The organism is Kitasatospora sp. NPDC056731, assembly GCF_040687675.1.
In the GTDB taxonomy this organism is placed as follows: Bacteria; Actinomycetota; Actinomycetes; order Streptomycetales; family Streptomycetaceae; genus Kitasatospora.
The window spans coordinates 194,543-219,376 of the sequence record NZ_JBFBNR010000004.1 but is presented as its reverse complement, the minus strand read 5'-3'; the positions used below and the strand labels follow the sequence as shown (position 1 = coordinate 219,376).

Here is a 24,834-nt window from a genome sequence, read left to right as displayed (position 1 = left end):
GTCACAGCAGCACCGCACCGCCGCGCACCCCCAGCGACCCACCCGGCGTCAGAGCCATCTGCCCCGAAGGACTTCACCATGGCCACCACCCCCGAGACCGCCGAGCCCACGGCCGACCGCGCCGCCGCGCGACGCCCCGCCGCGCCTCGCAAGGTGACCCGTCACCGCGGCGAGGGCCAGTGGGGCATGGGCCACTTCACCCCCCTGAACGCCAACGAGCAGTTCAAGAAGGACGACGACGGTCTCAACGTACGGACACGTATTGAGACGATCTACGCGCACCGGGGCTTCGACTCGATCGACCCCGCCGACCTGCGCGGCCGGATGCGCTGGTGGGGCCTGTACACCCAGCGCAAGGAGGGCATCGACGGCGGCAAGACCGCGATCCTGGAGCCGCACGAGCTCGACGCCGAGTACTTCATGCTGCGCGTGCGGGTCGACGGCGGCCGGCTGACCGTCGCCCAGCTGAAGGCGATCGCCGAGGTCTCCGAGCAGTACGCCCGCAACACCGCCGACCTGACCGACCGCCAGAACGTCCAGTACCACTGGATCCGGATCGAGGACGTCCCGGCGATCTGGCAGAAGCTGGAGGCCGTCGGCCTGTCCACCACCGAGGCCTGCGGCGACACCCCGCGCGTCATCCTCGGCTCCCCGGTGGCCGGCATCGCCGAGGACGAGATCATCGACGGCACCCCCGCCATCGAGGAGATCCAGCGGCGCTTCATCGGCAACAAGGACTTCTCCAACCTGCCGCGCAAGTTCAAGTCCGCCGTCTCCGGCTCCCCGCTGCTGGACGTCGCGCACGAGATCAACGACGTCGCCTTCGTCGGCGTGGTCCACCCCGAGCACGGCCCCGGCTTCGACCTGTGGGTCGGCGGCGGGCTGTCCACCAACCCCAAGCTGGGCGTGCGCCTGGGCGCCTGGGTCCCGCTGGACGAGGTCGCCGACGTCTACGGCGGCGTCATCGGCATCTTCCGCGACTACGGCTACCGTCGGCTGCGCAACCGCGCCCGGCTGAAGTTCCTGGTCGCCGACTGGGGCGTGGAGAAGTTCCGCCAGGTGCTGGAGGACGAGTACCTCACGTACCGGCTGGTCGACGGCCCCGCCCCGCAGGAGCCCAGCGGCCGCTGGCGCGACCACGTCGGCGTCCACCGGCAGAAGGACGGCCGGTACTACATCGGCTTCGCGCCGCGCGTCGGCCGGGTCGACGGCCGGCTGCTCGGCCAGATCGCCGACCTCGCCGCCGCGCACGGCAGCGACCGGCTGCGCACCACCGCCGAACAGAAGATGCTGGTCCTCGACATCGCCGAGGACCAGGTCGACTCGGTGGTGGCCGGCCTGGAAGCGCTGGACCTGCGGGTCACCCCGTCGCCGTTCCGCCGCGGCACCATGGCCTGCACCGGCATCGAGTACTGCAAGCTCGCCATCGTCGAGACCAAGGAGCGCGGCCGCACGCTCATCGACGAGCTGGAGAAGCGCCTGCCGGACTTCGCCGAACCGCTGACCATCAACATCAACGGCTGCCCGAACGCCTGCGCCCGCATCCAGGTCGCCGACATCGGCCTCAAGGGCCAGCTCGTCCCGGACGGCAACGGCGAGCAGGTCGAGGGCTATCAGGTGCACCTGGGCGGCGCGCTCGGTCTGGAGGCCGGGTTCGGCCGCAAGGTCCGCGGCCTCAAGGTCACCAAGGACGACCTGCCCGACTACGTCGAGCGCGTCCTGACCCGCTACCAGGCCGACCGCACCGAGGGCGAGCGCTTCGCCCAGTGGGCGGCCCGGGCCGGCGAGGAGCAGCTGTCGTGAGTGAGCGTGCCGCACCGTTCTTCTGCCCGTACTGCGGGGACGAGGACCTGCGCCCCTCCGAGGCCGGGCACGGCGCCTGGGAGTGCCACGGGTGCCGCCGCGCCTTCCAGCTGAAGTTCCTCGGCCTGCTGTCCCCGACCGCCCCGGCCCCGACCGCGACCTCCTCGAACGCGGCCATCATGACTGCGCCCAACTCGACTGCGACCGACGGGGGTTCGTCCGGTGACCAGCGCGACGACTGACTACGAGGAGATAGCCGTCCGGGCCGGCCGCGAGCTGGAGGAGGCGACGCCCCAGGAGATCCTGGCCTGGGCCGCCGACACCTTCGGCCGCCGCTTCTGCGTCACCTCCTCGATGGAGGACGCGGTCGTCGCCCACCTCGCCTCCTCGGTGTTCCCCGGCGTGGACGTGGTGTTCCTGGACACCGGCTACCACTTCCCGGAGACCATCGGCACCCGGGACGCGGTGGCCGCGACCATGCCGGTCAACGTCATCACCCTCAGGCCGCTGCGCACCGTGGCCGAGCAGGACGCCGAGCACGGGCCGCACCTGCACGACCGCGACCCGGACCTGTGCTGCTCGCTGCGCAAGGTCGAGCCGCTGAACCGCGGCCTCGGCGGCTACGACGCCTGGGCGACCGGGCTGCGCCGCGACGAGTCCCCGAGCCGGGCGGACACCCCGGTGGTGTCCTGGGACGCCCGGCGCCGCAAGGTCAAGATCGCCCCGATCGCCCGGTGGACGCAGGAGGACGTGGACGCCTACGTCGCCGCCCACGGGGTGCTGCTCAACCCGCTGCTGTGGGAGGGCTACACCTCGATCGGCTGCTCGCCGCTGTCCTGCACCCGCAAGCCCGCCGAGGGCGAGGACGCCCGGGCCGGGCGCTGGTCCGGCTCCGGCAAGACCGAGTGCGGCATCCACCTCTGACCCACCCCCCACTACCGACGAAGGACTTGAGACTGTGACAGCTCACACCCGGGCCGCCGACGGAGCCGCGGAGGCGGCCCCCGCGGCCGCCCCCTGCGAGCGCGGCGCCACCGTGTGGCTGACCGGGCTGCCGAGCGCGGGCAAGACCACGCTCGCCTTCGCGCTGGCCGGACGGCTGCGCGCCGAGGGCCACCGGGTCGAGGTCCTGGACGGCGACGAGATCCGCGAGTTCCTCTCCAAGGGCCTCGGCTTCACCCGCGAGGACCGGCACACCAACGTGACCCGGATCGGCTTCGTCGCCGAGAAGCTCGCCGCCCACGGCGTCAAGGTGCTCGCCCCGGTGATCGCCCCGTTCGCCGACTCGCGTGCCGCGGTGCGCGAGCGGCACGCGGCGGCCGGCACCGAGTTCCTGGAGGTCCACGTCGCCACCCCGGTCGAGCTGTGCGCCGAACGCGACGTCAAGGGCCTGTACGCCAAGCAGGCCGCCGGGGAGCTGGCCGGCCTCACCGGCGTGGACGACCCGTACGAGGCGCCGCAGAAGCCGGAGCTGCGGATCCAGACGCAGGGCCGCGCGGTCGCCGAGTCCGCCGCCGAGCTGCACGCCTTCCTGACCGAGAGGGGTCTCGCATGACCACCGCGACCGACGGCCCGGTCCGCACCCACGAAGACACCCCCTTCGCGCTGTCCCACCTGGACGCGTTGGAGGCCGAGTCGGTGCACGTCTTCCGCGAGGTCGCGGGGGAGTTCGAGCGCCCGGTGATCCTGTTCTCGGGCGGCAAGGACTCCATCGTCATGCTGCACCTGGCACTCAAGGCCTTCCACCCGGCCGCCGTGCCGTTCTCGCTGCTGCACGTCGACACCGGGCACAACTTCCCCGAGGTGATCGCCTACCGCGACCGCGTCGTCGCCGAGCACGGCCTGCGCCTGCACGTCGCCCACGTCCAGGACTTCATCGACGACGGCCGGCTGCGCGAGCGCCCGGACGGCACCCGCAACCCGCTGCAGACCGTCCCGCTGCTCGACGCCATCGAGACGAACCGCTTCGACGCGGTGTTCGGCGGCGGGCGCCGCGACGAGGAGAAGGCCCGTGCCAAGGAGCGGGTGTTCTCCCTGCGCGACGAGTTCGGCGCCTGGGACCCTCGCCGCCAGCGCCCGGAGCTGTGGTCGCTGTACAACGGCCGGCACGCCGTCGGCGAGCACGTGCGCGTCTTCCCGCTGTCCAACTGGACCGAGCTGGACGTCTGGCAGTACATCGAGCGCGAGGGCATCGACCTCCCGGAGATCTACTACGCCCACGAGCGGGACGTCTTCGCCCGCGCCGGCATGTGGCTGACCGCCGGCGCGTGGGGCGGCCCCAAGGAGAACGAGCCCGTCCAGCGGCGGCTGATCCGCTACCGCACCGTCGGCGACATGTCCTGCACCGGCGCCGTCGACTCGGACGCCACCGACATCCAGGCCGTGATCGCCGAGATCGCCGCCAGCCGCCTCACCGAGCGCGGCGCGACGCGGGCCGACGACAAGCTGTCCGAGGCCGCGATGGAAGACCGCAAGCGCGAGGGGTACTTCTAACGATGACCAGCACCACCCAGGAAGCCACCGCCACGTCGCTGCTGCGCTTCGCCACCGCCGGATCCGTCGACGACGGCAAGTCCACCCTGGTCGGCCGCCTGCTGCACGACTCCAAGTCCGTGCTCGCCGACCAGTTGGAGGCCGTCGAACGCGCCTCCCTGAACCGCGGCCAGGACGCGCCCGACCTCGCGCTGCTCACCGACGGCCTGCGCGCCGAGCGCGAGCAGGGCATCACCATCGACGTGGCCTACCGCTACTTCGCCACCCCCCGGCGGCGGTTCATCCTCGCCGACACCCCCGGGCACGTGCAGTACACCCGCAACATGGTGACCGGCGCCTCCACCGCCGAACTGGCCGTGGTGCTGGTCGACGCCCGCAACGGCGTCGTCGAGCAGACCCGCCGGCACGCCGCCGTCGCCGCGCTGCTGCGGGTGCCGCACGTGGTGCTGGCCGTCAACAAGATGGACCTGGTCGACTACGCCGAGCCCGTCTTCGCCGCCATCGCCGAGGAGTTCACCGCCTACGCCGCCTCGCTCGGCGTGGGCGACGTGGTGGCCGTGCCGATCTCGGCCCTCGCCGGGGACAACGTCGTCGAGCCGTCCGCGCACATGGACTGGTACGGCGGCCCGACCCTGCTGGAGCACCTGGAGACCGTCCCGGTCGGCAGCGACCCGGACACCGATCCGGCCCGCTTCCCCGTCCAGTACGTGATCCGCCCGCAGAGCGAGGAGCACCCCGACTACCGCGGCTACGCCGGGCAGTTGGCCTCCGGCGTACTGCGGGTCGGCGACCCGGTGACGGTGCTGCCCTCGGGCCACACCACCACCGTCGCCGGGATCGACGCGCTCGGCCGCGAGACGGACCTCGCCTGGGCGCCCCAGTCGATCACCGTCCGGCTCGCCGACGACCTCGACGTCTCCCGCGGCGACCTGATCGCGGCCGGTGTGATCCCCGCGCCCACCAGGGACATCGAGGCCACCGTCAGCCACCTCAACGAGCGCCCGCTGCGCGCCGGGGACAAGGTCCTGCTCAAGCACACCACCCGCACCGTGCGCGCGCTGGTCAAGGACATCACCTACCGCATCGACATCGACACCCTCGAACAGCGCTCCGGCGCCCAGGGGTTGAACGTCAACGACCTCGGCCACGTGGTGCTGCGCACCGCCGAGCCGCTGGCGCTCGACGCCTACTGCGACAACCGCCGCACCGGCTCGTTCCTGCTGATCGACCCGGCCGACGGCACCACCCTCACCGCCGGCATGGCGGGCGAGGCCTTCGCGACCGTACGCGCCACCGAACCCGCTGAGGAGGACTGGGTCTGATGCCCAGCGAGGCGTTCTCGGACATGGACAAGGAAGGCGGCCGCATCGGCAGCGGCGTCCTCGGCAGCGGCCAGGGCGGCCTGACCCGATGTGCGGGCCGACAGCGCTGAGTTGCGACCCCCGGCCGCCCCGACGGGCGACCGCCACGTCCCCGAGACCGCCTCCCGACGGTCCGTCGATGAACAGGACTTCACCATGGCACCGAACCTGGCCCCCTCGCATACCCATGCCCGCCCCAACGCCGGCCGGATCAGACGCTCCGCGGTGGCCGCCGTGGCCGGCCTGACCGCCGTGACCCTGCTGTCGGCGTGCAGCTACGGCTCCAAGGCGGACGACAAGAAGGCGGGCGCCGACTCCGCCGCCAGTTCGGCCGGCGCCTCCGGCGCGAAGCTGTCCGCGGACACCGTGAAGATCGGCTACTTCGCGAACCTGACCCACGGCACCGCCCTGGTCGGCCTCCAGGAGGGGCTGTTCCAGAAGGAGTTGGGCGCCACCCAGATCAAGACCCAGGTCTTCAACGCGGGCCCCTCCGAGATCGAGGCGCTCAACGCCGGCTCCATCGACATCGGCTGGATCGGCCCCTCCCCCGCGATCAACGGCTACACCAAGTCCGACGGCCAGTCCCTGAAGATCATCGGCGGCTCGGCCTCCGGCGGGGTCAAGCTGGTGGTCAACCCGGACAAGATCTCCTCGCTGGACGACCTCAAGGGCAAGAAGATCGCCACCCCGCAGCTGGGCAACACCCAGGACGTGGCGCTGCTCAACTACCTGGCGGGCAAGGGATTCAAGGTCGACGCGGCGTCCGGCGCCGGCGACGTCTCGGTGGTGCGCACCGACAACAAGGTCACCCCCGACGCCTACCGGCAGGGCTCCATCGACGGCGCCTGGGTGCCCGAGCCCACCGCCTCCAAGCTGGTCACCCTCGGCGCGAAGGTCCTGCTCAACGAGAAGGACGTCTGGCCGGACAAGAAGTTCGTGATCACCAACATCATCGTCTCGCAGAAGTTCCTCAAGGAGCACCCGGACGTGGTGGAGGCCGTGCTGCGCGGCTCGGTGAACACCAACGCCTTCATCAAGGCCAACCCGGACAAGGCCAAGGCCGACGCCAACGAGGCGATCAAGAAGGAGGCCGGCAACGCGCTGGAGCCGGCCATCCTCGACCCCGCCTGGGCCGACATCGACTTCCTCGACGACCCGCTGGCGAACACCCTCCAGGCCGAGGCCGACCACGCCGTCACCGCCGGGCTCCTCAAGCTGCCCAAATCAAGTTCCGCTGGCGCGGGGGCCAACCTGACCGGCATCTACGACCTCACCCTGCTCAACAAGGTGCTCGCGGCCAAGGGCCAGGGCCCCGTGGCGGACGCCGGACTCGGCGCCAAGTAGCTCCACCCGGCGCCGAACAGCACCGCGCGGCGCCGAGTCCGCCCCGACTCCGCGGTCCGGACCCCCGCCCACCCGGTCGATCCGCGATCGATGCCCACCGGGACGGGCGGGGCCGGGCCCCGGCCCCCGCTCCGCCAGCCCTCAGCCAGACCACTCACGCAGGAGGTGCCCGGATGACCCCGGCACTGACCACCTCGGCGGACACCGCCGGCGCCGGCGCCGGCGGCGCCGCGCCCGCCGTCCGGATCTCGCACGTGCACAAGTCCTTCGGCCGCCCGGGCGCGCAGACCCACGTCCTGGACGACATCACCCTCGACGTCGCGCCCGGCGAGTTCGTCACCCTGCTCGGCGCCTCGGGCTGCGGCAAGTCCACCCTGCTCAACCTGGTCGCCGGCCTCGACCAGCCCACCGCCGGCGCCATCGAGGTGCCGGGCGGCCGCCCCGCGCTGATGTTCCAGGAGCACGCGCTGTTCCCCTGGCTCACCGCCGGCCGCAACATCGAACTCGCCCTCAAGCTGGCCGGCGTCCCCCGCGCCGAGCGCCGCGCCGAAGCCGAGCGCCTGCTCGAACTCGTCCGCCTCAAGGGCTCGTACGGCAAGCGCGTGCACGAGCTGTCCGGCGGCATGCGCCAGCGCGTCGCGATGGCCCGCGCGCTCGCCCAGGGCAGCCAGGTGCTGCTGATGGACGAGCCGTTCGCCGCGCTCGACGCCATCACCCGCGACGTGCTGCACGACGAGATCACCCGGATCTGGGCCGAACGGCAGCTGTCCGTCCTGTTCGTCACCCACAACGTGCGCGAGGCCGTGCGCCTGGCCCAGCGCGTCGTCCTGCTCTCCTCCCGCCCCGGCCGGGTCGCCCGCGAGTGGCGGATCGACCTGCCGCAGCCGCGCCGCATCGAATCCGCCGGCGTCGCCGACCTGTCCATCGAGATCACCGAAGAACTGCGTGGGGAGATCCGTCGCCATGGCCAGCACTGACAGCACCCCGGTCCTGGAGAAGGCCGACAAGACCGACAAGGCCGCCGCCACGGACACCGCCGGGGTCGGCGCCGGCCTGGACGCCCTCGACTCCGTCTCCGCCCAGCGCGGCTCGCTCGGCCAGGCACTGCGGACCAAGGCCCTGCCGCCGCTGATCGGCGTCCTCGTGGTGCTCGCCCTGTGGCAGGGGGCGTACAGCCTGCACCTCACCTCCGCCTACAAGCTGCCCAGCCCGACCGACGTGTGGCACTCCGCCCAGGACCTCTGGTACCAGGGCACGCTGTTCTCGATCATCTGGACCAGCGTCTGGCGCGGCCTGTCCGGCTTCCTGCTCGCCGTCGTCATCGGCACCCCGATCGGGCTGGTCGTCGCCCGCGTCCGGCCGGTGCGCACCGCCATCGGCACGGTCCTCCAGGGCCTGCAGTCGCTGCCCTCGGTCGCCTGGGTGCCGGCCGCGGTCATCTGGCTCGGCATCAACGACCAGATGATGTACGCGGTCATCCTGCTCGGCGCCGTCCCCTCCATCGCCAACGGCCTGATCGCCGGCATCGACCAGGTGCCGCCGCTGTTCCTGCGCGCCGGACGCACCATCGGCGCCACCGGCCTCACCGGCGCCCGGCACGTCCTCATCCCCGCCGCGCTGCCCGGCTACCTGGCCGGCCTCAAGCAGGGCTGGGCGTTCTCCTGGCGCTCCCTGATGGCCGCCGAACTCGTCGCCTCCTCCCCCGACCTCGGCCGGGGCCTGGGCCGGTTCCTGGAGGACCAGCGCGAGTTCTCCGACATGTCCGGGGTGCTGCTCGGCATCATCCTGATCCTGTTCGTCGGCATCGCCATCGAACTGCTCGTCTTCACCCCGGTCGAACGCCGGGTGCTGCGCAACCGCGGCCTGCTGGCCGCCGCCAAGTAAGGCCGACGCCGATGCCCGCCCTCCTGCTGATCGCCCACGGCAGCCGCGACCCGCGGCACGCCGCGACCGTGGCCGCACTGGTCCAGGAGGTGCGGGCGCTGCGCCCCGGGCTGGACGTCGCCACCGCCTACCTGGACCACTGCGCGCCGCGCATCCCGCAGGTCGTCGGGCGGCTCGACGACGCGGTGGCCGTCCCGCTGCTGCTCAACCGGGCGTACCACGCCAAGCACGACATCCCGGCCGCCCTGCGCACGGCGGGCGCGGCCCTGCCCGTCGCCGCCGTCCTGGGCCCGTCGCCGCTGCTGCTCGCCGCCCTGGAGCGCCGCCTCGCCGAGGCCGGGGTGGACGTGCGCTCGGCCGCCGTCCGGGCCCGCACCGGCGTGGTGCTCGCGGCGGCCGGCTCCTCCGACCCGGCCGCCGACGCCGCCACCCGCGCGGTGGCCGCCGCGTGGCGCCGCAGCCGCGGCTGGGCCGCCGTCGAGGTGGCCTACGCCTCCGCCACCGGCCCGCGCGTGCCCGACGCCCTGGCCGCCCTGCGCGCCGCGGGCGCCGCCCGCACCGCCGTCTCCCCCTACCTGCTGGCCCCTGGCCTCCTGCCCGACCGCATCGCCGACGCGGCCGCCGGAGCGGACGCCGTCGCCGACGTCCTGGGCCCCGCCCCCGAACTGGCCACCCTCCTCCTGGAGCGCTACGACGAGGCCCGCCTGGCAGCGGCCGTCGCCCCGGCCCTCACCGCCTGAGCCGGAGCGGGCCCCGGCGCGGCCGTCACCGAGCCGCCTTCTCCGCCTGGTGAAGACGCTCGGCCTGTCCGACCGCCTCCCAGTGCCGCGCCCGCTCGAAGTGCAGGGCACTACGGGCCGCACGCTCCCGCAGCTGGTACCGCGCAGCCGCCGCGATGACACCGCACCCAAGCGAAACGGCCCGGCCCCCTCGGGTGAGGGGGCCGGGCCGTCGGTGGTTCGCCGGGGGTTAGTCGAAGGCGCGGCGCTGGCGGCCGGTGCCGTAGTTGGAGCCGGACTTGGCGCCGCTGCCGGGCTTGGCGCGGCCGGAGGAGCGGCCGATGAAGCCGGCCGCCTGGGGGCGGTCGCCCTGGGCGGCGGCGCCGCCCATGCGCTGCTTGGGGCGGGGGCGGCGCGGGTTGCCGTTCATGTCGACGTCGGCGGGCAGCGCGGAGCGCTTGCCGGGGCGGCGGCGCGGGTTGCCGGACTTGGCGTCGGCCTTGGCGGCGGGGGCCTCGGCGGGCGCGGGGACGGCGACGGCGACCGCGACGCCGCTGGGGGTGCGGGCGCCGGTGATCTTGGCGAGGTCGGCGTCGCCGGGGCGGACCTTGGTGACGGTGGGGCGGATGCCCGCGACCGTCATCAGCCGGTTGACCTCGCGGCGCTGCTCGGGCAGGACGAGGGTGACGACGGTGCCGGACTCGCCGGCCCGGGCGGTGCGGCCGCCGCGGTGCAGGTAGTCCTTGTGGTCGACCGGCGGGTCGACGTTGACGACCAGGTCGAGGCCTTCGATGTGGATGCCGCGGGCGGCGACGTTGGTGGCGATCAGCGCGGTGACGTGGCCGTCGCGGAACTGGTCGAGGACCCGGTTGCGCTGCGGCTGGGACTTGCCGCCGTGCAGGGCCGCGGCCCGGACGCCGGTGGCGAGCAGCTGCTTGGCGAGGCGGTCGGCGCCGTGCTTGGTGTGCACGAACATGATCACGCGCCCGTCGCGGGAGGCGATGTGCGCGGTGGTGGACGCCTTGTCGGCCTGGTCCAGCTGGAGGACGTGGTGGTCCATGGTGGTGACCGCGCCGGCCGACGGGTCGACCGAGTGGGTGACCGGGTCGGTGAGGAAGCGCTTGACCAGGCGGTCGACGTTGCGGTCCAGGGTCGCGGAGAACAGCATCCGCTGCCCGCCCTCGGCGACCTGCTCCAGCAGCTTGCTGACCTGCGGGAGGAAGCCCATGTCGGCCATCTGGTCGGCCTCGTCGAGGACGGTGATGGCGACGTCGGACAGGTTGACGTCACCGCGGCCGATCAGGTCGTCGAGCCGGCCGGGGGTGGCGACCAGGACCTCGGTGCCACGGCGGACGGCGTTGGCCTGGCGGTTGATCGACATGCCGCCGACGACGGTGGTGATCCGCAGGTTGACGGCGGTCGCGTAGGGGGTGAGCGCGTCGGTGACCTGCTGGGCGAGCTCGCGGGTGGGCACCAGGACGAGCGCCAGCGGGTAGCGGGCGACGGCGCGGCGCCCGGCGGTGCGGGCGAGCAGCGGCAGGCCGAAGGCGAGGGTCTTGCCGGAGCCGGTGCGGCCGCGGCCGAGCACGTCGCGGCCGGCGATCGAGTCGGGCAGGGTGGCGCCCTGGATCGGGAACGGCGCGATGACGCCTTCGCGGGTGAGCGTGCTGAGGATGCCCTTGGGCAGGTCCAGCTCGGCGAAGGTGTCCGCCGGGGGCCGGGCCGGGGTGCCCTCGACGACGGTGAATTCGGCGGCCTCGGGCACGGCGGCGGCGCGGGTGTTCTTGGGGGCGCCGGTGCGACCGCGCGGCTTGCGGGCGCGCTCGGCGTCGCCGGTGCCACGCGGGTTCTCGCCGCGGCGGGCGCGGTCGCCGGCGCCGGTGCGGCCGGCGTTCTCGGCGCGGCCGGCGCCGGCGCTGCGGCGCGGGTTCTCGCCGCGGCGGGCCTGGTCGGTGGTGCGGGCGGCGCGGTCACGCGGCGGGCGGGCAGGGGTGGTCACGAAGTCTCCATACGTCGGTCGGCAGCCCCGGGTAGGGGCTGGTCGGCCGTCGGTAGGAAAATTCGCCGCCCCGGCCGTACGGCGGCATGCGCGGGGGCCCGCACCGTGTGGTACGGGCCCCCGCTTCGCGAGATCGCGAGTCAGCGTGGAGGCTGACGTCAGCCGACGAGGCGAATGTTCTCGGCCTGCGGGCCCTTCTGGCCCTGCGTGACGTCGAACTCGACCTGCTGGCCCTCGACGAGCTCACGGAAGCCGTTGGCCTGGATGTTCGAGTAGTGCGCGAACACGTCCGGGCCGCCCTCGGCCTGCTCGATGAAGCCGAAGCCCTTTTCGCTGTTGAACCACTTCACGGTGCCGGTAGCCATAACCGTCTCCTCAAAAAACTGGGGCATCAGGGATTCACACTGCGTGAACCCCGGAGTAGCCGCGATCCCCATCCGGAGACTGAAACACCGGACAAAACAAATGCGCCTGTTGGTTGGGACCAGCAGGCGCACACATGCGTTCATGGGAACCAAAACTGCAACTGGGTCGACTGTAGCACGGCGACACCCCGATTGACCGGGGAGTTTTGTGCTCGACAGATCACGTTTGACGGCCAGGGAAAGGGGGCAGGCGGCGCCCCGCCGAAGCGGGACGCCACCTGTTTGGCGCATCGGTCGGGCGTCGCCCGTGTCCGAACGAGGCGATCAGCGCCGTCCGGCCGGCTCCGGCACGCCGTACGCGTCCGCCGCCGGCGCCGGGCCGGCACCGTGGCCCCCGCCGTGGCCGTGGCCGTGCTCGGGGTCGGCGCCGTGGCCGGGCCACCAGGCCCGGTTGCCGATCAGCGCGGTGAGCGCCGGGGTGAAGAACATCGCCATCACGAAGGCCGCCAGCACGATGCCGAAGGCCATGGCGAAGCCGAACTCCATCATGAAGGTGTTGCCCGCGAGCATGAACGTCCCGAACGAGGCCGCCAGGATGAAGCCGGCCGCGGCGACGGTCGGGCCGGCGTGGCGCAGCGCCTCGCGGGCCGCCTCGCGCGGGCTGCGGCCCGCACGGGCCTCCTCGCGCAGACGGGCGATGATCAGGATGTTGTAGTCCGTCCCGATCGCCACCACGAAGAGGTAGATGAGGATCGGCATCATGAACATCAGGCCGGTCTCGTTGCCGATCTTCTGGAAGATCAGCGTGGTGGCGCCCAGCGTGGCGCTGAAGCCGAGGCCGACCGAGGCCATCAGGTACCAGGGGGCGACCACGCTGCGCAGCTGGAGGGCCAGGATGAGCAGGATCAGCAGCCCGGCGATCGGGAAGACCAGCTTGTAGTCGTGGGTCATCGCCAGGTTGATGTCCTTGAACACCGAGGTGAGGCCGCCGACCTTGGCCTCGCTGCCGGCCGGGGCCTGCGCGTGGGCGACGGTGCGCAGCTCGGTCACCGCGTCGATCGCCTCGTTGCTGGCCGGGGCGTCCTTGAGCATGACGGTGAACTGGGCGGTGGCGCCGTCGGCGCTGATGCTCTTGGCGTCGGCGCTCGGCAGGTAGACCTTGGAGACCCCGCCGACGCCCTGCAGCTTGTCGGCGTAGGCCGGGAAGGAGGCCGGGTCGAGCTTCTTGCCGTCGGTGCTGCTCAGGTAGACCTGGCTCGGGTCGGCGGCGCCGGCGGAGAAGCCCTTGGCCATCGTGTCCTGGACGACCATCGACTCCTTGTCCTTGGGCATGGAGCTGCCGGCCATGTCGAAGTTGCCGTTGTAGCCGAGCGCGCCCACGGACAGGGCGAGCAGTACGCCGCCGGAGGCGACGGCGGCCAGCGCCGGGCGCTTCTGGACGATCCGGCCGAGCGCGGTGAAGCGCGCGGTGCTCGGCTCGTTCGTCCACTTCTTGCCGGGCCAGAAGACGGCGCGGGCGGGGATGACCGCGAGCAGTGCGGGGGCCAGGGTGATCGAGGCCAGGGCGGTGACCACGACCGCGATCGCCAGCGCGGGGCCGAGCGCCTGGAACATGCCGAGGCTGGAGAGGATCAGCGCGGCGAAGGCGATGGTGACGGCGCCGGCGGCGGAGGCGATCGCCTCGCCGACCCGGCCGACCGCGTTGGCCACGGCGGCGTTGCGGTCGTCGCCGGCCCGCAGCCGCTCGCGGTAGCGGAAGGCGAGGAACAGGAAGTAGTCGGTGCCGACGCCGAGCACGACGACGATCAGGATCGCCATCAGGATGGGTGTGCTCTTGAGGTCGAAGATGTCGGTCGCGTAGTTGATCAGGCCGATGGAGGCGGGCAGCGCGATCATCAGCGAGACCAGGACCGGCAGCAGGCCGGCCAGGATGCCGCGGAAGATGATGCCGACGATCACGATGACCAGCAGGACCGTGGCCATGGTGATGATGCCCTCGGCCGAGCCGGAGGCTTCCTTCTGGTCGAGCGCCTGGGCGGCGGGGCCGCCGAGCTGGAACTTCAGGTCGGTGCCGGAGGCCAGTGCCTTGCCGTCGTCACGGATGGCCTTGGCGATGTCCGCGGTCTTGTTCTGGTCCTGCTGCTTCGACTTGTCGACGGCGATCATGGCCATCGCGTACTTGTGGTCCGGGGATATGCCCAGCTGGTCGGACGGCGGGATGATCTTCTCGACGCCGTCGATCTTCTTGGCCGTCAGGTCCTGGACGAGCTTGCCCATCGCGGCCTTGTCCGCGTCGGTGAACGCGGCGCCGTCGTTGCGCTCGAAGAGTGCGAGCGCGCCCGGGGTGAAGGCGGCCGGGAAGGCCCGCTCCTGCACCTGTGCGGCCTGGATGGACTCGTAGTGCTTGGGGAGGAACGCGGCTTCGTCGGTCTGCGAGCTGACCTTCGGCGCGGTCATGATGACGGCGATCATTCCGATCACCCACGCGATGATCACCCACCACGCGCGGCGTACGACGAATTGTCCTAGTCGGTGGAACATGCTCGATGCCTCCTGGGCATGGTTCACCGCAGCCCTTGGGGGACGGGACGCCGGGCGACGGCTGGACCGGCGGGAGACACGCGGCGGCGCTCCCTAGCCGGTCGGCAGGTAAGTAGGTCTGGGCGTCATCCTACGAGCACTTGCTTGCCGACCGGCAAGGAGCCCCCGTGGTCCAACCCCCGTCGGGGCCGCCGCTCAGCGGCCCCGACCCAGTTTCCCCCGGGCGCACCCCCCTTGACCTCGTGCTCCGGGTGGAGACAGCTCCCCCTCAGGGTGGATCTCTCCCCCTACCCCCTAGGAGGAGATGTCAGGGTAGGAAGGTAGGGAAAACCCCACCCCGGTCCGTCATGATGATCACCGTCCGGAGGCCTCCGGATGAACGCCGCCCCAACGGAGCACCGCCATGATCCCCTTCGACGAAGGCCGCGCCCGGCTGCTGCTCGCCCACGCCTGCGAGTCCGCCGGACTGCCCGGCCCCGGCGACGCCCGGCTGCTCGCACTCGGCGAGAACGCCGTCTTCGACCTCGGCGACCCTGCCGTCGTCGCCAAGGTCGGCCGCGGCCCCGAACTGTACGAACGGGCGCGGCACGAACTCGCCGTCGCCCACTGGCTCGCCGCCCAGGACGTCCCGGTGGTCCGCCCGTACGACGCGGTGGAAGCCGAGCCCCAGCTCGCCCACGGGCACCCCGTCACCTTCTGGCACCGGCTCGCCCCCGCCGTCCGCCCCGCCCGCCCCGCCGACCTCGCCCCGCTGCTGCGCACCCTGCACCGGCTGCCGCTGCCGCCCTTCCCGCTCGCCCACCGCGACCTGCTGGCCCCCGTCGAACGCTGGCTGGCCTCCGCCGAGGGCCACGTCGACCCGGCCGACGTCGCCTTCCTGCGCCACCGCCGCGACGGCTTCGCCGCCGCCCTGCCCGACCTCGCCCCGCACCTGCACCCCGGCGTGATCCACGGCGACGCGCTGCCCCGCAACGTCCACGTCGGCCCGGACGGGCCCGTCCTGCTCGACCTGGAGAACGTCTCGCACGACCTGCGCGAACACGACCTGGTGGTCCTCGCGCTCAGCCACGACCGGTACGGCGTGCCCGGCGAGGAGTACCGGGCCTTCGTCGAGGCGTACGGCTGGGACGTGCGCGCCTGGCCCGGCTTCGCGGTGCTGCGCGGGGCCCGGGAGACCGCCAGCGCCTCCTGGGTCGCCCAGCAGGTACCCGGCAACCCGGCCGCGCTGGCGGAGTTCCGGCGCCGGGTCGCCTCGCTGCGGGAGGGCGCCACCGAGGTGCGCTGGTACCCGTTCTGAGGCGTCGGGCTCCTGGGGCGTCGAGCTTCCGAAGTGACGGCTCCTGAAGTACCGGGCCTCTGAGGTGCCGGGCCTCTGAGGTGCCGGGACCGCCCCCGGCGCGGCCCCCGGGATACCCGGCGGGCCGCGGGGGCGCCAACCCGGGCGCGTGTGAGAAGACTCCTACGGCGCTGCGGTCCGCTCCGCAACCGGGGCACGTACGCTCGGCGTCCTATCGGACAGTCATCCTGACCGAGGGATCGGCGCCCGTCCTCTGCACCCCTCTGCACCACAGGAGCCGCCGCCATGCCCCACTCCGCCACCCGCCGGCCCTCCCCCCCGACCCGTACGGCGCTCACGGCCCGCCGCCGGCTGGTCGCAGGCTGCGTCGTGGCGGCCGCCGCCCTGGGACTGGCCGCGTGCGGCACCGCCAGCGGAGCCCTCCAGCCGACGGCCGGCGTCAGCACCCAGCCCCCGATCACCCTCGCGCCGACCGACGGCCGGCCGACCGACGGGCCCGTCGCCACCGTCGCGCCCACCCCCGGCTCCGACGGCGCACCCGCCTCCGCCGCCCCGCCGGCCGCCCCGAAGCCGCACACGCCCCAGGCGCCGGCCGGGACGAGCGCCCCGCCCCACGGCGGCACGCCGAGCACCCCGGTCACCACCACGGCCGTCGCGACCACCCCCGCGGGCACCCCCGCGCCGCCGCCCGCGCCGGTCAAGCCGGGCACCGTCATCGGCTCCACCGCCTCCGGCGGCCGCACCGTGGCGCTCACCTTCGACGACGGCCCCGGCCCCGCCACCGGCCAGATCCTCGACCTGCTCGCCCAGTACCACGCCAAGGCCACCTTCTGCGAGATCGGCCAGAACGCCGCCGCCAACCCGGCCCTGGTCAAGCGCGTCCTCGCGGCCGGCCACCGGCTCTGCGACCACAGCGTCCACCACCCGCAGCCGTTCGCGAAGCTCCCCCACGACAAGGCCGTCTACGAGATCTCCGCCGCCAGGGACATGATCGTCAAGGCCGGCGGCCCCGGCACCCGGGTCGACTGGTTCCGCGCCCCCGGCGGCGGCTTCAACGCCGACAACGAACAGATCACCGCGAGCCTCGGCATGTCCTCGCTCGGCTGGTCCGTCGACCCGCGCGACTGGTCCCGCCCGGGCGTGCCCGCCATCGTCTCCACCGTGCAGAAGCAGCTCAAGCCCGGCGGCGTGATCCTGATGCACGACGGCGGCGGCGACCGCACCCAGACCGTGGCCGCGCTCAAGCAGCTGCTGCCCTGGCTGGTCGCCCAGGGCTACACCTTCGACTGGCCCGCCGAATAGCCGACTCACCGGCCACACCGGGGGCGGCTACCTCATCGGCCACCGCGGGTCGACCACGGCCTGCGGGTCCTTGCCGCGGCGCAGCCACGCCTGCAAGCCCTCCGCCCACTCCCGGTACCAGCCGATCTGGCGCCCGTGCAGCTCGGCCGGCGCGACGTCGCCGACCTCGGCCCGGTAGCGCTCGGCGAGGGCGACGGCGACCCGGACGGCCGCCAGCGCGTCGCTGCCCGCCTCGTGCGCGTCCGTCAGCTCGACGCCGTACACCTCGCAGACCCGCTGCAGGGTGCGCGAGCCCTTGCGGTACTTGTCCACCGCCCGGTCGACGACCAGCGCGTCCAGCACCGGCCCGACCGGGGCGCCGAGGCGCTCGGCGAGCGGCACCAGCCCGTACCGGCGCAGCTCGGCGTCGAGCAGCGACAGGTCGAACGGCGCGTTGAACGCGACCACCGGGCGCCCTGCGGCGAGCCGCTCGCAGAGCGCGCCGGCTATCTCCTCCACCGCCTCCTTGGCCGGCCGGCCCTTGCCGCGGGCCAGGTCGTCGCCGATGCCGTGGATCGCCTCCGCCTCGGCCGGGATCGGGACCCCGGGGTCGAGCAGCCAGTGCACGGCCCCCACCCGGCGGGCCCCGACGGTGTCCACGAGCGCGGCCGTGACGATGCGGTCCACGGCCGGGTCGGTGCCCGTGGTCTCCAGGTCGAAGCCGACCAGTGGCTGCTGCCACCAGCTCATAAGGGGGTGTCCTTCCGTCCTGCCTCTCGAAACAGCCCCCATCATCACCCGCCCCACCGACAACCCGGCCGCTGGGGCGGTCGGGGTGCGGGCCGGTGCGGCGGCGGACGGCCCTCCTCGGTTTCGGCAGGTCGCCCCAACGGCGGGCGCCCGCGCCCCGGTTGGGGCGACGGGCGCGCGAACCCGGGCGTTCAGGTGGTGGTGAGGAGGGGGCGGCCGAGCCAGTCGGTGGTGTCGTGGGCGCCGGGGAGGACGTAGAAGTAGCCGCCGCCGGTGGGGCGGAGGTGGCGGGCGAGGGGTTCGGTGTTGAGGCGGGTCTGGACGGCTTCGAACTGGCGGGCCACGTCCTGCTGGTAGCAGCAGAAGGCGAGGCCGAGGTCGGGTTCGCCGTCGGGGTCGAGGCCGCGGTCGTAGTTGAAGGCGCGGCGCAGGATGCGGCTGCCGCGGGTGCCGTCGGTGCGGGGGTTGGCGAGGCGGATGTGGGAGTCGAGGGGGATGACGGCGCCGTCGGGGTCGTTGCGGTAGTCGGGGGTGTCGGTCTCGCCGGCGGCGCCGAGCGGGGCGCCGTCGTTCTTGCGCCGGCCGATCAGGCGTTCCTGCTGCTGGAGCGGCACCTCGTCCCAGCCGGCGACGAGGGTGCGGATGGCGCGGATGACCTGGTAGCTGCCGCCGGCGGCCCAGCGCGGTTCGTCGCCGCCCTCGCCGACCCAGACGAGGGCGTCCAGTTCGCGGGCGTTCGCGGTGTCGGGGTTCTCGATGCCGTCCTTGAAGCCGAGCAGGTTGCGGGCGGCGCCGGTGGGGCGGGAGCGGTTCTGGAAGCCGTCGAGCTGCCAGCGCGGGCGGATCAGGCCGTGGGTGCTGCGCAGCAGGTCGCGGATGGTGTGCTGGACGGTGTCGCGGTTCTCGGCGCAGATCTGGAGCGAGAGGTCGCCGTGGCATTCGGCGGGGCGCAGCGCGTCGACGGGGAAGGGGCGCATGGCGGTGAGCCGGCGGGGGCGGTGGCGGGTGAGGCCGTAGCGGGTGTCGAAGAGGGAGGCGCCGACGGCGACGGTGACGGTGAGGTCGTCGGTGGGCAGGTCGGGGCCGAGGGTGCCGCTGTCGGAGGGGGCGGTGGCGGGGCCGAGGTCGGGCGGAGTGCCGCCGGTGGTGAGGAAGCGGATGCGGTCGGTGAGGGTGCGCAGGAGGGTTTCGAGGGCCTTGCGGTCGCGGGCCTTGACGTCGAGGGCGAGGAAGGTGCCGTAGCCGGGGGGCGGGTTGGTGATGCCGGCCTGGTGGCGGCCGTGGAAGTCGATGCGCCGGGTGGCGGGGCGGGGCGCGGCCTGGGCGGGGCGGGCGCCGGTGAGGGTGAGGGCTCCGGCGGTGGTGGCGCCGAGGGCGGTGCGCAGGAGGCCTCGGCGGGTGGCGCGGGGGTGTTCGGAGCCGGTGGAGTGCGGGCTGTCGATCATGGACGGGACGCTAACAAGCGGTCGGGCCCGGTGCTCGGGTGAGCGCCGCGCCCGACCGCCGGTCACCATCCGTCCGGCCTACTCCCCTCACCCGGGCGGGGGTCACCCGGGTGAGGGCCGCTGAGCGAACGTCACCAGGAGACCGGCACCGGGCGAAGGTCACCGGGCGAACGTCACCGGCCGAACGTCACCGGGCGCGGGCGAGGGCGATCCGGCTGGGCAGCACGCTGGCGGCGACGGCCAGGGCGAGGCAGACGGCCGCGGCGGCGCCGAGCGGGAGCCAGGGCAGGTGCGGGTCGATGGCGGCCTGGCCGGCCAGGATGCGGTGGTTGAGCAGGGCGGTGGTGCCGTACTGGGTGAGGGCGGTGACGGCGAGGGCCAGGACGGCGGCGGTGGCGACGACCAGGACGGCTTCCAGGGCGACCATGTGCAGCACCTGGCGGCGCAGGGTGCCGGCCAGCCGCAGGACGGCGAAGTCGCGTCGGCGGTCGGCGGCGGACATCACCATGGTGTTGGCGATCGCGATGAGCGCGTACAGCAGGGCGGGGCCGAGGATCGTGGTGGTGGCGATCCACGCGTAGTGGGCGCCGGGGTCGGGGCCGGGGGCGCGGGCGTCGGTGAGTTCGCCGCCGAGCCGGTCGGCGGCCGGGGGTTCGGCGGAGAGGTGGACGGCGCCGGGGTGGGCGCCGGCCAGGTGGGCGGTGGTGGCGTCGCCGCTGAGCAGGATCTCGTCGAGGCCCAGCTGGGTGCGGTAGACGAGGGCGAGGCGCAGTGCGGTGACGGTGCCGTCGGCGAGGCGCAGGTGGACCTGGTCGCCGAGGGTCCAGCCGTGGCCGCGGGCCTGGTCGGTGGAGGCGGCGAGGGTGGGCCCGTGCAGGTCGGCGGCGGCGCCCTGGACGACGGGCAGGGTCCAGGCGGTGGCGAGGTCGCCGTCGACGACGGTGGCGGCGGAGGGGGCGGAGGCGGGTGAGTCCTCGCCGGGGTCGGCGAAGTCGGCGGGGGCGGCGCCGAGGCCGGTGACCACGGTGGGGGTGGTGGCGGTGGCGCGCAGGCCGGGCCGGTCGGCGGTGAGCCGGTGTGCGGCGTCGTCGGGCAGCGGGGTGGCGCCGGGGCGCAGCACGTACCGGGCGGCGGTGGTGGCCCGGTTCTGGGCGGTCATGGCGTCGGCGAAGGCGGCGGTGGAGCCGATGACGGTGCCGGTGAGGGCGATGGTGAGGAAGGCGGGGGTGGCGGTGGAGACGGTGCGGCGGACGGCGGTGAGCGCGTTCTGCCGGGCGAGCAGGGGGGCGGCGCCGACGGCGCGGGCCAGTGGCGCGCTGAGCGCCCGGACCAGGGGCGGGACGATCAGCGGGGCGAACAGGGCGAGGGCGGTGATCGTCAGCAGGTCGGCGCCGAGCACCCACTGGGAGGCGAGCTGCGGGTCGGCCGGCTGGTCGCCGGGGGCGGCGGGCATGGTCGGGGCGGCCAGGTAGTAGCCGACGGTGCCGGCCAGGGCGAGCAGCCCGGCGAGGGCGCAGGCCCAGCGCACGGGCGTCATGACCGTGCGGTCGACGGCGGCGTCGCCGAGTGCCTCGACGGCCCGGACCCGGCCGGCGCGCAGGGCGGCGGTGACGGCGCCGAGCAGGGCGACGAGCAGGCCGACGGCGGCGGCGGTGAGCAGCGGGGCGGGGGCCGGGTGCGCCGCGAAGCCGTCCGGGGCGGCGCCGCGGGCGACCAGCCAGGCGGCGAGGGCGGGCGCGCCGGGCAGGGCGAGCAGGCAGCCGGTGACGGCGGCGGCGAGGGCGACGACGGCGGCCTCGCCGGTGATCAGCCCGACGACCTGGCGGGGGGTGGCGCCGACGGCGCGCAGCATCGCGATCTCCTGGCGGCGCTGGGCGACGGCGAAGGCGAAGGTGCCGGCGACGACGAAGACGGCGACGAAGGCAGCCATCGCGGCGCTGAACAGGAGCACCTTGTGGAGGGAGGGCGCGCCGAGCGGGGAGTCGTCGCCGGCGGTGTTGTCGAGCAGGGTGCCGGTGGTGGCGACCAGGGTGACGCCGAGGGTCAGGGCGAGGTAGGAGCCGGCGAAGGCGGCCTTGCGGCGGCGCAGTGCGGCGGCGGCGACGGGCAGCAGGGTGACGAAGGAACTCATGCGCCCACCTCGCTGCGCTCGGCGGGGGCATTCGCCCACGCGCACCTCTCGATGATGAACTCGCTCCGCTCGCTCATGCCGCCGTCTCCAGGGCGGTCATCCGCTCGGCGATCTGCGGGGCGGTGGGGTGGTCGAGGTCGGCGACGAGGCGGCCGTCGGCGAGGAAGAGCACGCGGTCGGCGTAGGAGGCGGCGACCGGGTCGTGGGTGACCATGACGGTGCTCTGGCCGTCGCGGTCGACGAGTTCGCGCAGCAGGGCGAGGACGTCGCGGCTGCTGGCGCTGTCGAGGGCGCCGGTGGGCTCGTCGGCGAAGAGCACCTGCGGGCGGGTGATCAGGGCGCGGGCGATGGCGACGCGCTGCTGCTGGCCGCCGGAGAGCTGGGAGGGCAGGTGTCCGGTGCGTTCGCCGAGGCCGACCTGGGCGAGGGCGCGGTGGACGTCGGCGCGGTCGGGGAGGCGCCCGGCCAGGCGCAGCGGCAGGCCGACGTTCTGTTCGGCGGTCAGCGAGCCGACCAGGTTGAAGGCCTGGAAGACGAAGCCGAGCTTCTCGCGCCGCAGGACGGTCAGCCGGCTCTCGGTGAGTGCGGCGAGGTCGGCCCCGTCGAGGACGACCCGGCCGCCGTCGGGCCGGTCGAGCCCGGCGGCGCACTGGAGCAGGGTGCTCTTGCCGGAGCCGGAGGGGCCCATGACGGCGGTGAAGGTGCCGCGGGCGAAGTCGACGTCCACTCCCCTGAGCGCGTGGACGGCCTCCGGCCCGGTCCCGTAGGTGCGGTGCAGTTGTTCGAGGCGCAGTACGGCCTCGTCATCCCCCATGATCATCACGGGGGCTATGACTACCACGGCCGCCCCTGCTCCGACCAGCCCCGACCGCTGGGCCGGCCCCGGTTCAGGCGGCGGCCCCGGTTCAGGCGGCGGGCTCGCGGACCAGGTAGACGTCGATCGGGTCCTCGTGGTCGAGGACGAAGCCGTGGCGTTCGTAGAGGCGGCGGGCGGGGCTGCCCTGGAGGACGTCGAGGCGCACGGGCTCGCCGGCGGCGTCGGCCTGGGCGAGGAGGTGGCGCAGGACGGCGCTGCCGAGGCCGCGGCCCTGGTGGGCGGGGGCGAGGTAGAAGTGCTCGATCCAGCGGCCGCCCTGCTCGCCGGGGCGGACGGTGACGGAGCCGGCGAAGGCGCCGTCGACGAGGATGACGGAGCTGTGGCGGCTGGGGAAGCCCGCCCGCAGGCGACTGCGGACCCGGTCGTCGTCGTAGCGGCCGAGGCGTTCGAGGTCGGCGCGCAGGACCACGGCCCTGAGTTCGGCGACGGGTTCGACGTCGGCGGCGGTGGCGGGGCGCAGGGTCCAGGCGGGGAAGCTGTTCACGGCCCGCAGTGTGGCAGCGGCCGCACCGGCCTGGCCAGCGGGTTTCAGGGGTCGGACACCGGGGCGGGGCGCGCCGAGGGGGCCGGGCGGTGGCCCGGCCCCCTGCTCCGACGGGCCGGCGGGAAGGCGGGAAGGCGGGCCGGCGGGAGGGCGGGAAGGCGGGAAGGCGGGAAGGCGGGAAGGCCTCAGCGGGTGCCGAGGTCCAGGGCGGGGAAGGAGTAGTCGTCCCAGAGGGCGCGTTCGTCGTCGTGCGGGGCGTACTGGACGCTGGGGTTCAGGTCCCAGATCCGGGTGGCCCGCGCGTCGGCGGTGTAGGACGGCCAGCCCGGCTCGCCCTGGCGGGCGAAGGAGGCCCAGGCGTCGGCCATCCGCTCGGACAGCCGGGTGAGTTCGGGCCGCTGGGCGGCGACGGTCTGCGCGCCGCGCGGGATCGCGCCGAGGTCCAGTCCGCCGAAGACGAAGGGCAGTTCCAGGGTGTGCATGGCGCCCAGGTTCTGGGCGGCGGGCAGGCCGGGGACGTAGGGCACGTGCCAGTCGAACTGGTAGACGTAGGTGGGCCGCCAGCGGGACTGGGCCTCGGCCAGGCGCAGGGTGGGGATCCGCTCGGTCTGGTCGGTGAGCATCGCGTTCACCACCCGGCCCTCGGTGGCCCCGGGGCGGTCGGCGGCGTACCGGTCGTACAGCTGCTGTTTGCGGTCGGCGAGCACCGGGGGCAGGTTGCGGTAGGCGCTCAGCGGGAGGTCCGGCAGCGTGGGGTCGAACAGCGCCCAGTAGTCGGTCTCGTTCTCGGTGGTGCCGGTCATCACGTCGACGTCGCGGGCGCTGCCGGCGGCGATCCGTTCGACGACCGGGCCGGGCACCAGCGCCCCGTCGACGGAGGGGCCGAAGAAGACCGCGGAGGACAGTCCGGAGAGCCCGTGCTGGACCTGTTCCTGGAGTTCGAGGACCTGTGGGGTGCTCAGCCGGTCGAGGTCCGCGACGGTGTGGATGCCGCCGGTGGCGAAGACCTTTCCGGCGGTGGCCCGCGCGGCGGCCGCGGTGTGCACCAGGTAGCCGGGCCCGCTCTCGACGATGGCGCGCTGGAAGAGCTGCTCGGGGTGGTCGCCGGCCAGCAGGGCGCTGATCGAGATCGCGCCGGCCGACTGGCCGAAGACGGTGACGTTGCCCGGGTCGCCGCCGAAGGCGCCGACGTGCCGGCGCACCCAGGCCAGCGCGGCGCTCTCGTCGCGCAGCCCGTTGTTGCCCGAGTCGGCGTAGGACGGGTCGAGCGCGCCGAGTTCCGTCCAGCCCAGGATGCCGAGCCGGTAGTCCAGGTTCACCACGATCGCGTCGCCGCGCTCGGCCAGCAGGCCGCCGTCGAAGACGGGTTGGCCGGCGGCGCCGAGTTCGTCCGCGCCGCCGTGCAGGAAGACCATGACGGGTTTGCGGGCGCCTCCGCCGTGCGCCGACCACACGTTGAGGTACAGGCAGTCCTCGGTGCCGCCGCCGCCCGCGCTCAGGTCCTGCGGGCAGCCGGGGCGGGTCTGGGTGGCGCGCAGCGTTCCGGACCAGGGCGCGGCCGGCTGCGGTGGGCGGAACCGGCGCTCGCCGGTGGGCGGCGCCGCGTACGGGACGCCCAGGTAGGCGCACCGGCCGTCCTGGGCCACCCCTTGCAGGCGGCCGACGGAGGTCGCCGTTCGGCAGCCGCCCGTCTCCCGGGCCTCGGCGGGGACGGCCGGCAGCAGGCCCAGCAGGGCCGCCGCCACGCCGGCCAGCGCGAGCGGCCAGCGCCGGTGGGCGGTTCGGGCCTTCCCCGGCAGTCTTCCGCGCAGCCCCGCCCCGGGCCCGTCGCGCAGCCTTCCGCGCGCGGCCCCCCATGCTGTTCCGCGCACTGTCCCGCGCTTCGTTCCGTACACCACGGCGCACTCCCCTCGACGTCGTCGCGCCGCTCGTGCGGCCGCGACCCCGCCTCCAGCTTGCGCGGCGCGGCCCGGGGGTGTCGCCGCCGCACGGATGGAGTTCCGGGTCTCCACCCGGGGGTGGAGAAGGGAATTTGACGGTCCGTCAGGAGTGGGGGGTGC

The 24,834-nt window shown here is 74.0% G+C and carries 21 protein-coding genes; 12 read left to right on the top strand and 9 right to left on the bottom strand.

From position 1 onward, the window contains the following. The first annotated feature begins 78 nt into the window (after window positions 1-78). From AB0R04_RS06460 to AB0R04_RS06415, 10 genes are all read left to right on the top strand, one after another. Complete coding sequence (locus AB0R04_RS06460) at window positions 79-1,803, top strand: nitrite/sulfite reductase (protein WP_363368688.1); 1,725 nt, start codon at window positions 79-81, stop codon at window positions 1,801-1,803. Continuing rightward, window positions 1,800-2,045, top strand: a complete 246-nt coding sequence (locus AB0R04_RS06455) for a hypothetical protein (RefSeq protein ID WP_363368787.1) — start codon at window positions 1,800-1,802, stop codon at window positions 2,043-2,045. Before AB0R04_RS06460 ends, AB0R04_RS06455 begins: the two co-directional genes overlap by 4 nt. Further along, window positions 2,026-2,727 carry a phosphoadenylyl-sulfate reductase gene (locus AB0R04_RS06450; protein WP_363368686.1) on the top strand — a complete coding sequence of 234 codons (702 nt, stop codon included), beginning with the start codon at window positions 2,026-2,028 and terminating at the stop codon, window positions 2,725-2,727. Before AB0R04_RS06455 ends, AB0R04_RS06450 begins: the two co-directional genes overlap by 20 nt. 34 nt (window positions 2,728-2,761) lie before the next feature. Then, the gene (gene cysC / locus AB0R04_RS06445; RefSeq protein ID WP_279634886.1) at window positions 2,762-3,358 is read left to right on the top strand and encodes an adenylyl-sulfate kinase; all 597 of its coding nucleotides are present in this window, start codon (window positions 2,762-2,764) and stop codon (window positions 3,356-3,358) included. Next, complete coding sequence (gene cysD, locus AB0R04_RS06440; RefSeq protein ID WP_063347098.1) at window positions 3,355-4,296, top strand: sulfate adenylyltransferase subunit CysD; 942 nt, start codon at window positions 3,355-3,357, stop codon at window positions 4,294-4,296. Before cysC ends, cysD begins: the two co-directional genes overlap by 4 nt. A gap of 2 nt (window positions 4,297-4,298) precedes the next feature. Continuing rightward, window positions 4,299-5,618, top strand: coding sequence for a GTP-binding protein (locus tag AB0R04_RS06435; RefSeq protein ID WP_363368684.1), 1,320 nt, complete (start codon window positions 4,299-4,301; stop codon window positions 5,616-5,618). Between the two features lie 195 nt (window positions 5,619-5,813). Continuing rightward, a complete protein-coding gene (locus tag AB0R04_RS06430) occupies window positions 5,814-7,001 on the top strand; it encodes an aliphatic sulfonate ABC transporter substrate-binding protein (RefSeq protein ID WP_363368682.1) in 1,188 nt (395 codons plus the stop codon). A 173-nt stretch (window positions 7,002-7,174) separates the two neighbouring features. Beyond that, a complete protein-coding gene (locus AB0R04_RS06425) occupies window positions 7,175-7,978 on the top strand; it encodes an ABC transporter ATP-binding protein (protein ID WP_063347100.1) in 804 nt (267 codons plus the stop codon). Further along, a complete protein-coding gene (locus AB0R04_RS06420; RefSeq protein WP_063347101.1) occupies window positions 7,965-8,885 on the top strand; it encodes an ABC transporter permease in 921 nt (306 codons plus the stop codon). Before AB0R04_RS06425 ends, AB0R04_RS06420 begins: the two co-directional genes overlap by 14 nt. Before the next feature lie 11 nt (window positions 8,886-8,896). Continuing rightward, a complete protein-coding gene (locus tag AB0R04_RS06415) occupies window positions 8,897-9,625 on the top strand; it encodes a CbiX/SirB N-terminal domain-containing protein (RefSeq protein WP_363368679.1) in 729 nt (242 codons plus the stop codon). A 229-nt stretch (window positions 9,626-9,854) separates the two neighbouring features. On the opposite strand, the gene AB0R04_RS06410 is transcribed toward AB0R04_RS06415, so the two are convergent. The 3 genes from AB0R04_RS06410 to AB0R04_RS06400 all read right to left on the bottom strand — a co-directional run bounded on the left by AB0R04_RS06410 (window position 9,855) and on the right by AB0R04_RS06400 (window position 14,440). Next, entirely contained in the window at window positions 9,855-11,603 is a 1,749-nt protein-coding gene (locus AB0R04_RS06410; protein ID WP_363368677.1) for a DEAD/DEAH box helicase, read from the bottom strand. Between the two features lie 158 nt (window positions 11,604-11,761). Continuing rightward, window positions 11,762-11,968: a cold-shock protein gene (locus tag AB0R04_RS06405; RefSeq protein WP_363368675.1), complete on the bottom strand. Its 207-nt coding sequence runs from the start codon at window positions 11,966-11,968 to the stop codon at window positions 11,762-11,764. Window positions 11,969-12,292: 324 nt separating this feature from the next. Next, on the bottom strand, window positions 12,293-14,440 hold the full coding sequence (locus tag AB0R04_RS06400; protein ID WP_363368783.1) for an MMPL family transporter: 2,148 nt from the start codon (window positions 14,438-14,440) through the stop codon (window positions 12,293-12,295). Between the two features lie 472 nt (window positions 14,441-14,912). Between AB0R04_RS06400 and AB0R04_RS06395 the strand changes: the two genes are divergently transcribed. Together AB0R04_RS06395 and AB0R04_RS06390 are read left to right on the top strand one after the other, a co-directional pair. Beyond that, window positions 14,913-15,806, top strand: coding sequence for an aminoglycoside phosphotransferase family protein (locus AB0R04_RS06395; protein ID WP_063347106.1), 894 nt, complete (start codon window positions 14,913-14,915; stop codon window positions 15,804-15,806). 285 nt (window positions 15,807-16,091) lie between these two features. After that, the gene (locus AB0R04_RS06390) at window positions 16,092-17,108 is read left to right on the top strand and encodes a polysaccharide deacetylase family protein (RefSeq protein ID WP_363368673.1); all 1,017 of its coding nucleotides are present in this window, start codon (window positions 16,092-16,094) and stop codon (window positions 17,106-17,108) included. 27 nt (window positions 17,109-17,135) lie between these two features. Here AB0R04_RS06390 and AB0R04_RS06385 read toward each other — a convergent pair whose 3' ends face one another. The 6 genes from AB0R04_RS06385 to AB0R04_RS06360 form a co-directional block, all read right to left on the bottom strand. Continuing rightward, the gene (locus AB0R04_RS06385; protein ID WP_063347107.1) at window positions 17,136-17,837 is read right to left on the bottom strand and encodes an exonuclease domain-containing protein; all 702 of its coding nucleotides are present in this window, start codon (window positions 17,835-17,837) and stop codon (window positions 17,136-17,138) included. 191 nt (window positions 17,838-18,028) lie between these two features. After that, on the bottom strand, window positions 18,029-19,282 hold the full coding sequence (locus tag AB0R04_RS06380) for a Dyp-type peroxidase (RefSeq protein WP_363368671.1): 1,254 nt from the start codon (window positions 19,280-19,282) through the stop codon (window positions 18,029-18,031). A 187-nt stretch (window positions 19,283-19,469) separates the two neighbouring features. Beyond that, window positions 19,470-21,413, bottom strand: coding sequence for an ABC transporter permease (locus AB0R04_RS06375; protein WP_363368669.1), 1,944 nt, complete (start codon window positions 21,411-21,413; stop codon window positions 19,470-19,472). Between the two features lie 73 nt (window positions 21,414-21,486). Beyond that, window positions 21,487-22,233, bottom strand: a complete 747-nt coding sequence (locus AB0R04_RS06370; protein ID WP_363368667.1) for an ABC transporter ATP-binding protein — start codon at window positions 22,231-22,233, stop codon at window positions 21,487-21,489. 85 nt (window positions 22,234-22,318) lie between these two features. Next, window positions 22,319-22,774, bottom strand: coding sequence for a GNAT family N-acetyltransferase (locus tag AB0R04_RS06365; protein ID WP_363368665.1), 456 nt, complete (start codon window positions 22,772-22,774; stop codon window positions 22,319-22,321). 185 nt (window positions 22,775-22,959) lie between these two features. Further along, window positions 22,960-24,672, bottom strand: a complete 1,713-nt coding sequence (locus AB0R04_RS06360; RefSeq protein WP_363368663.1) for a carboxylesterase family protein — start codon at window positions 24,670-24,672, stop codon at window positions 22,960-22,962. Window positions 24,673-24,834 lie beyond the last annotated feature (162 nt).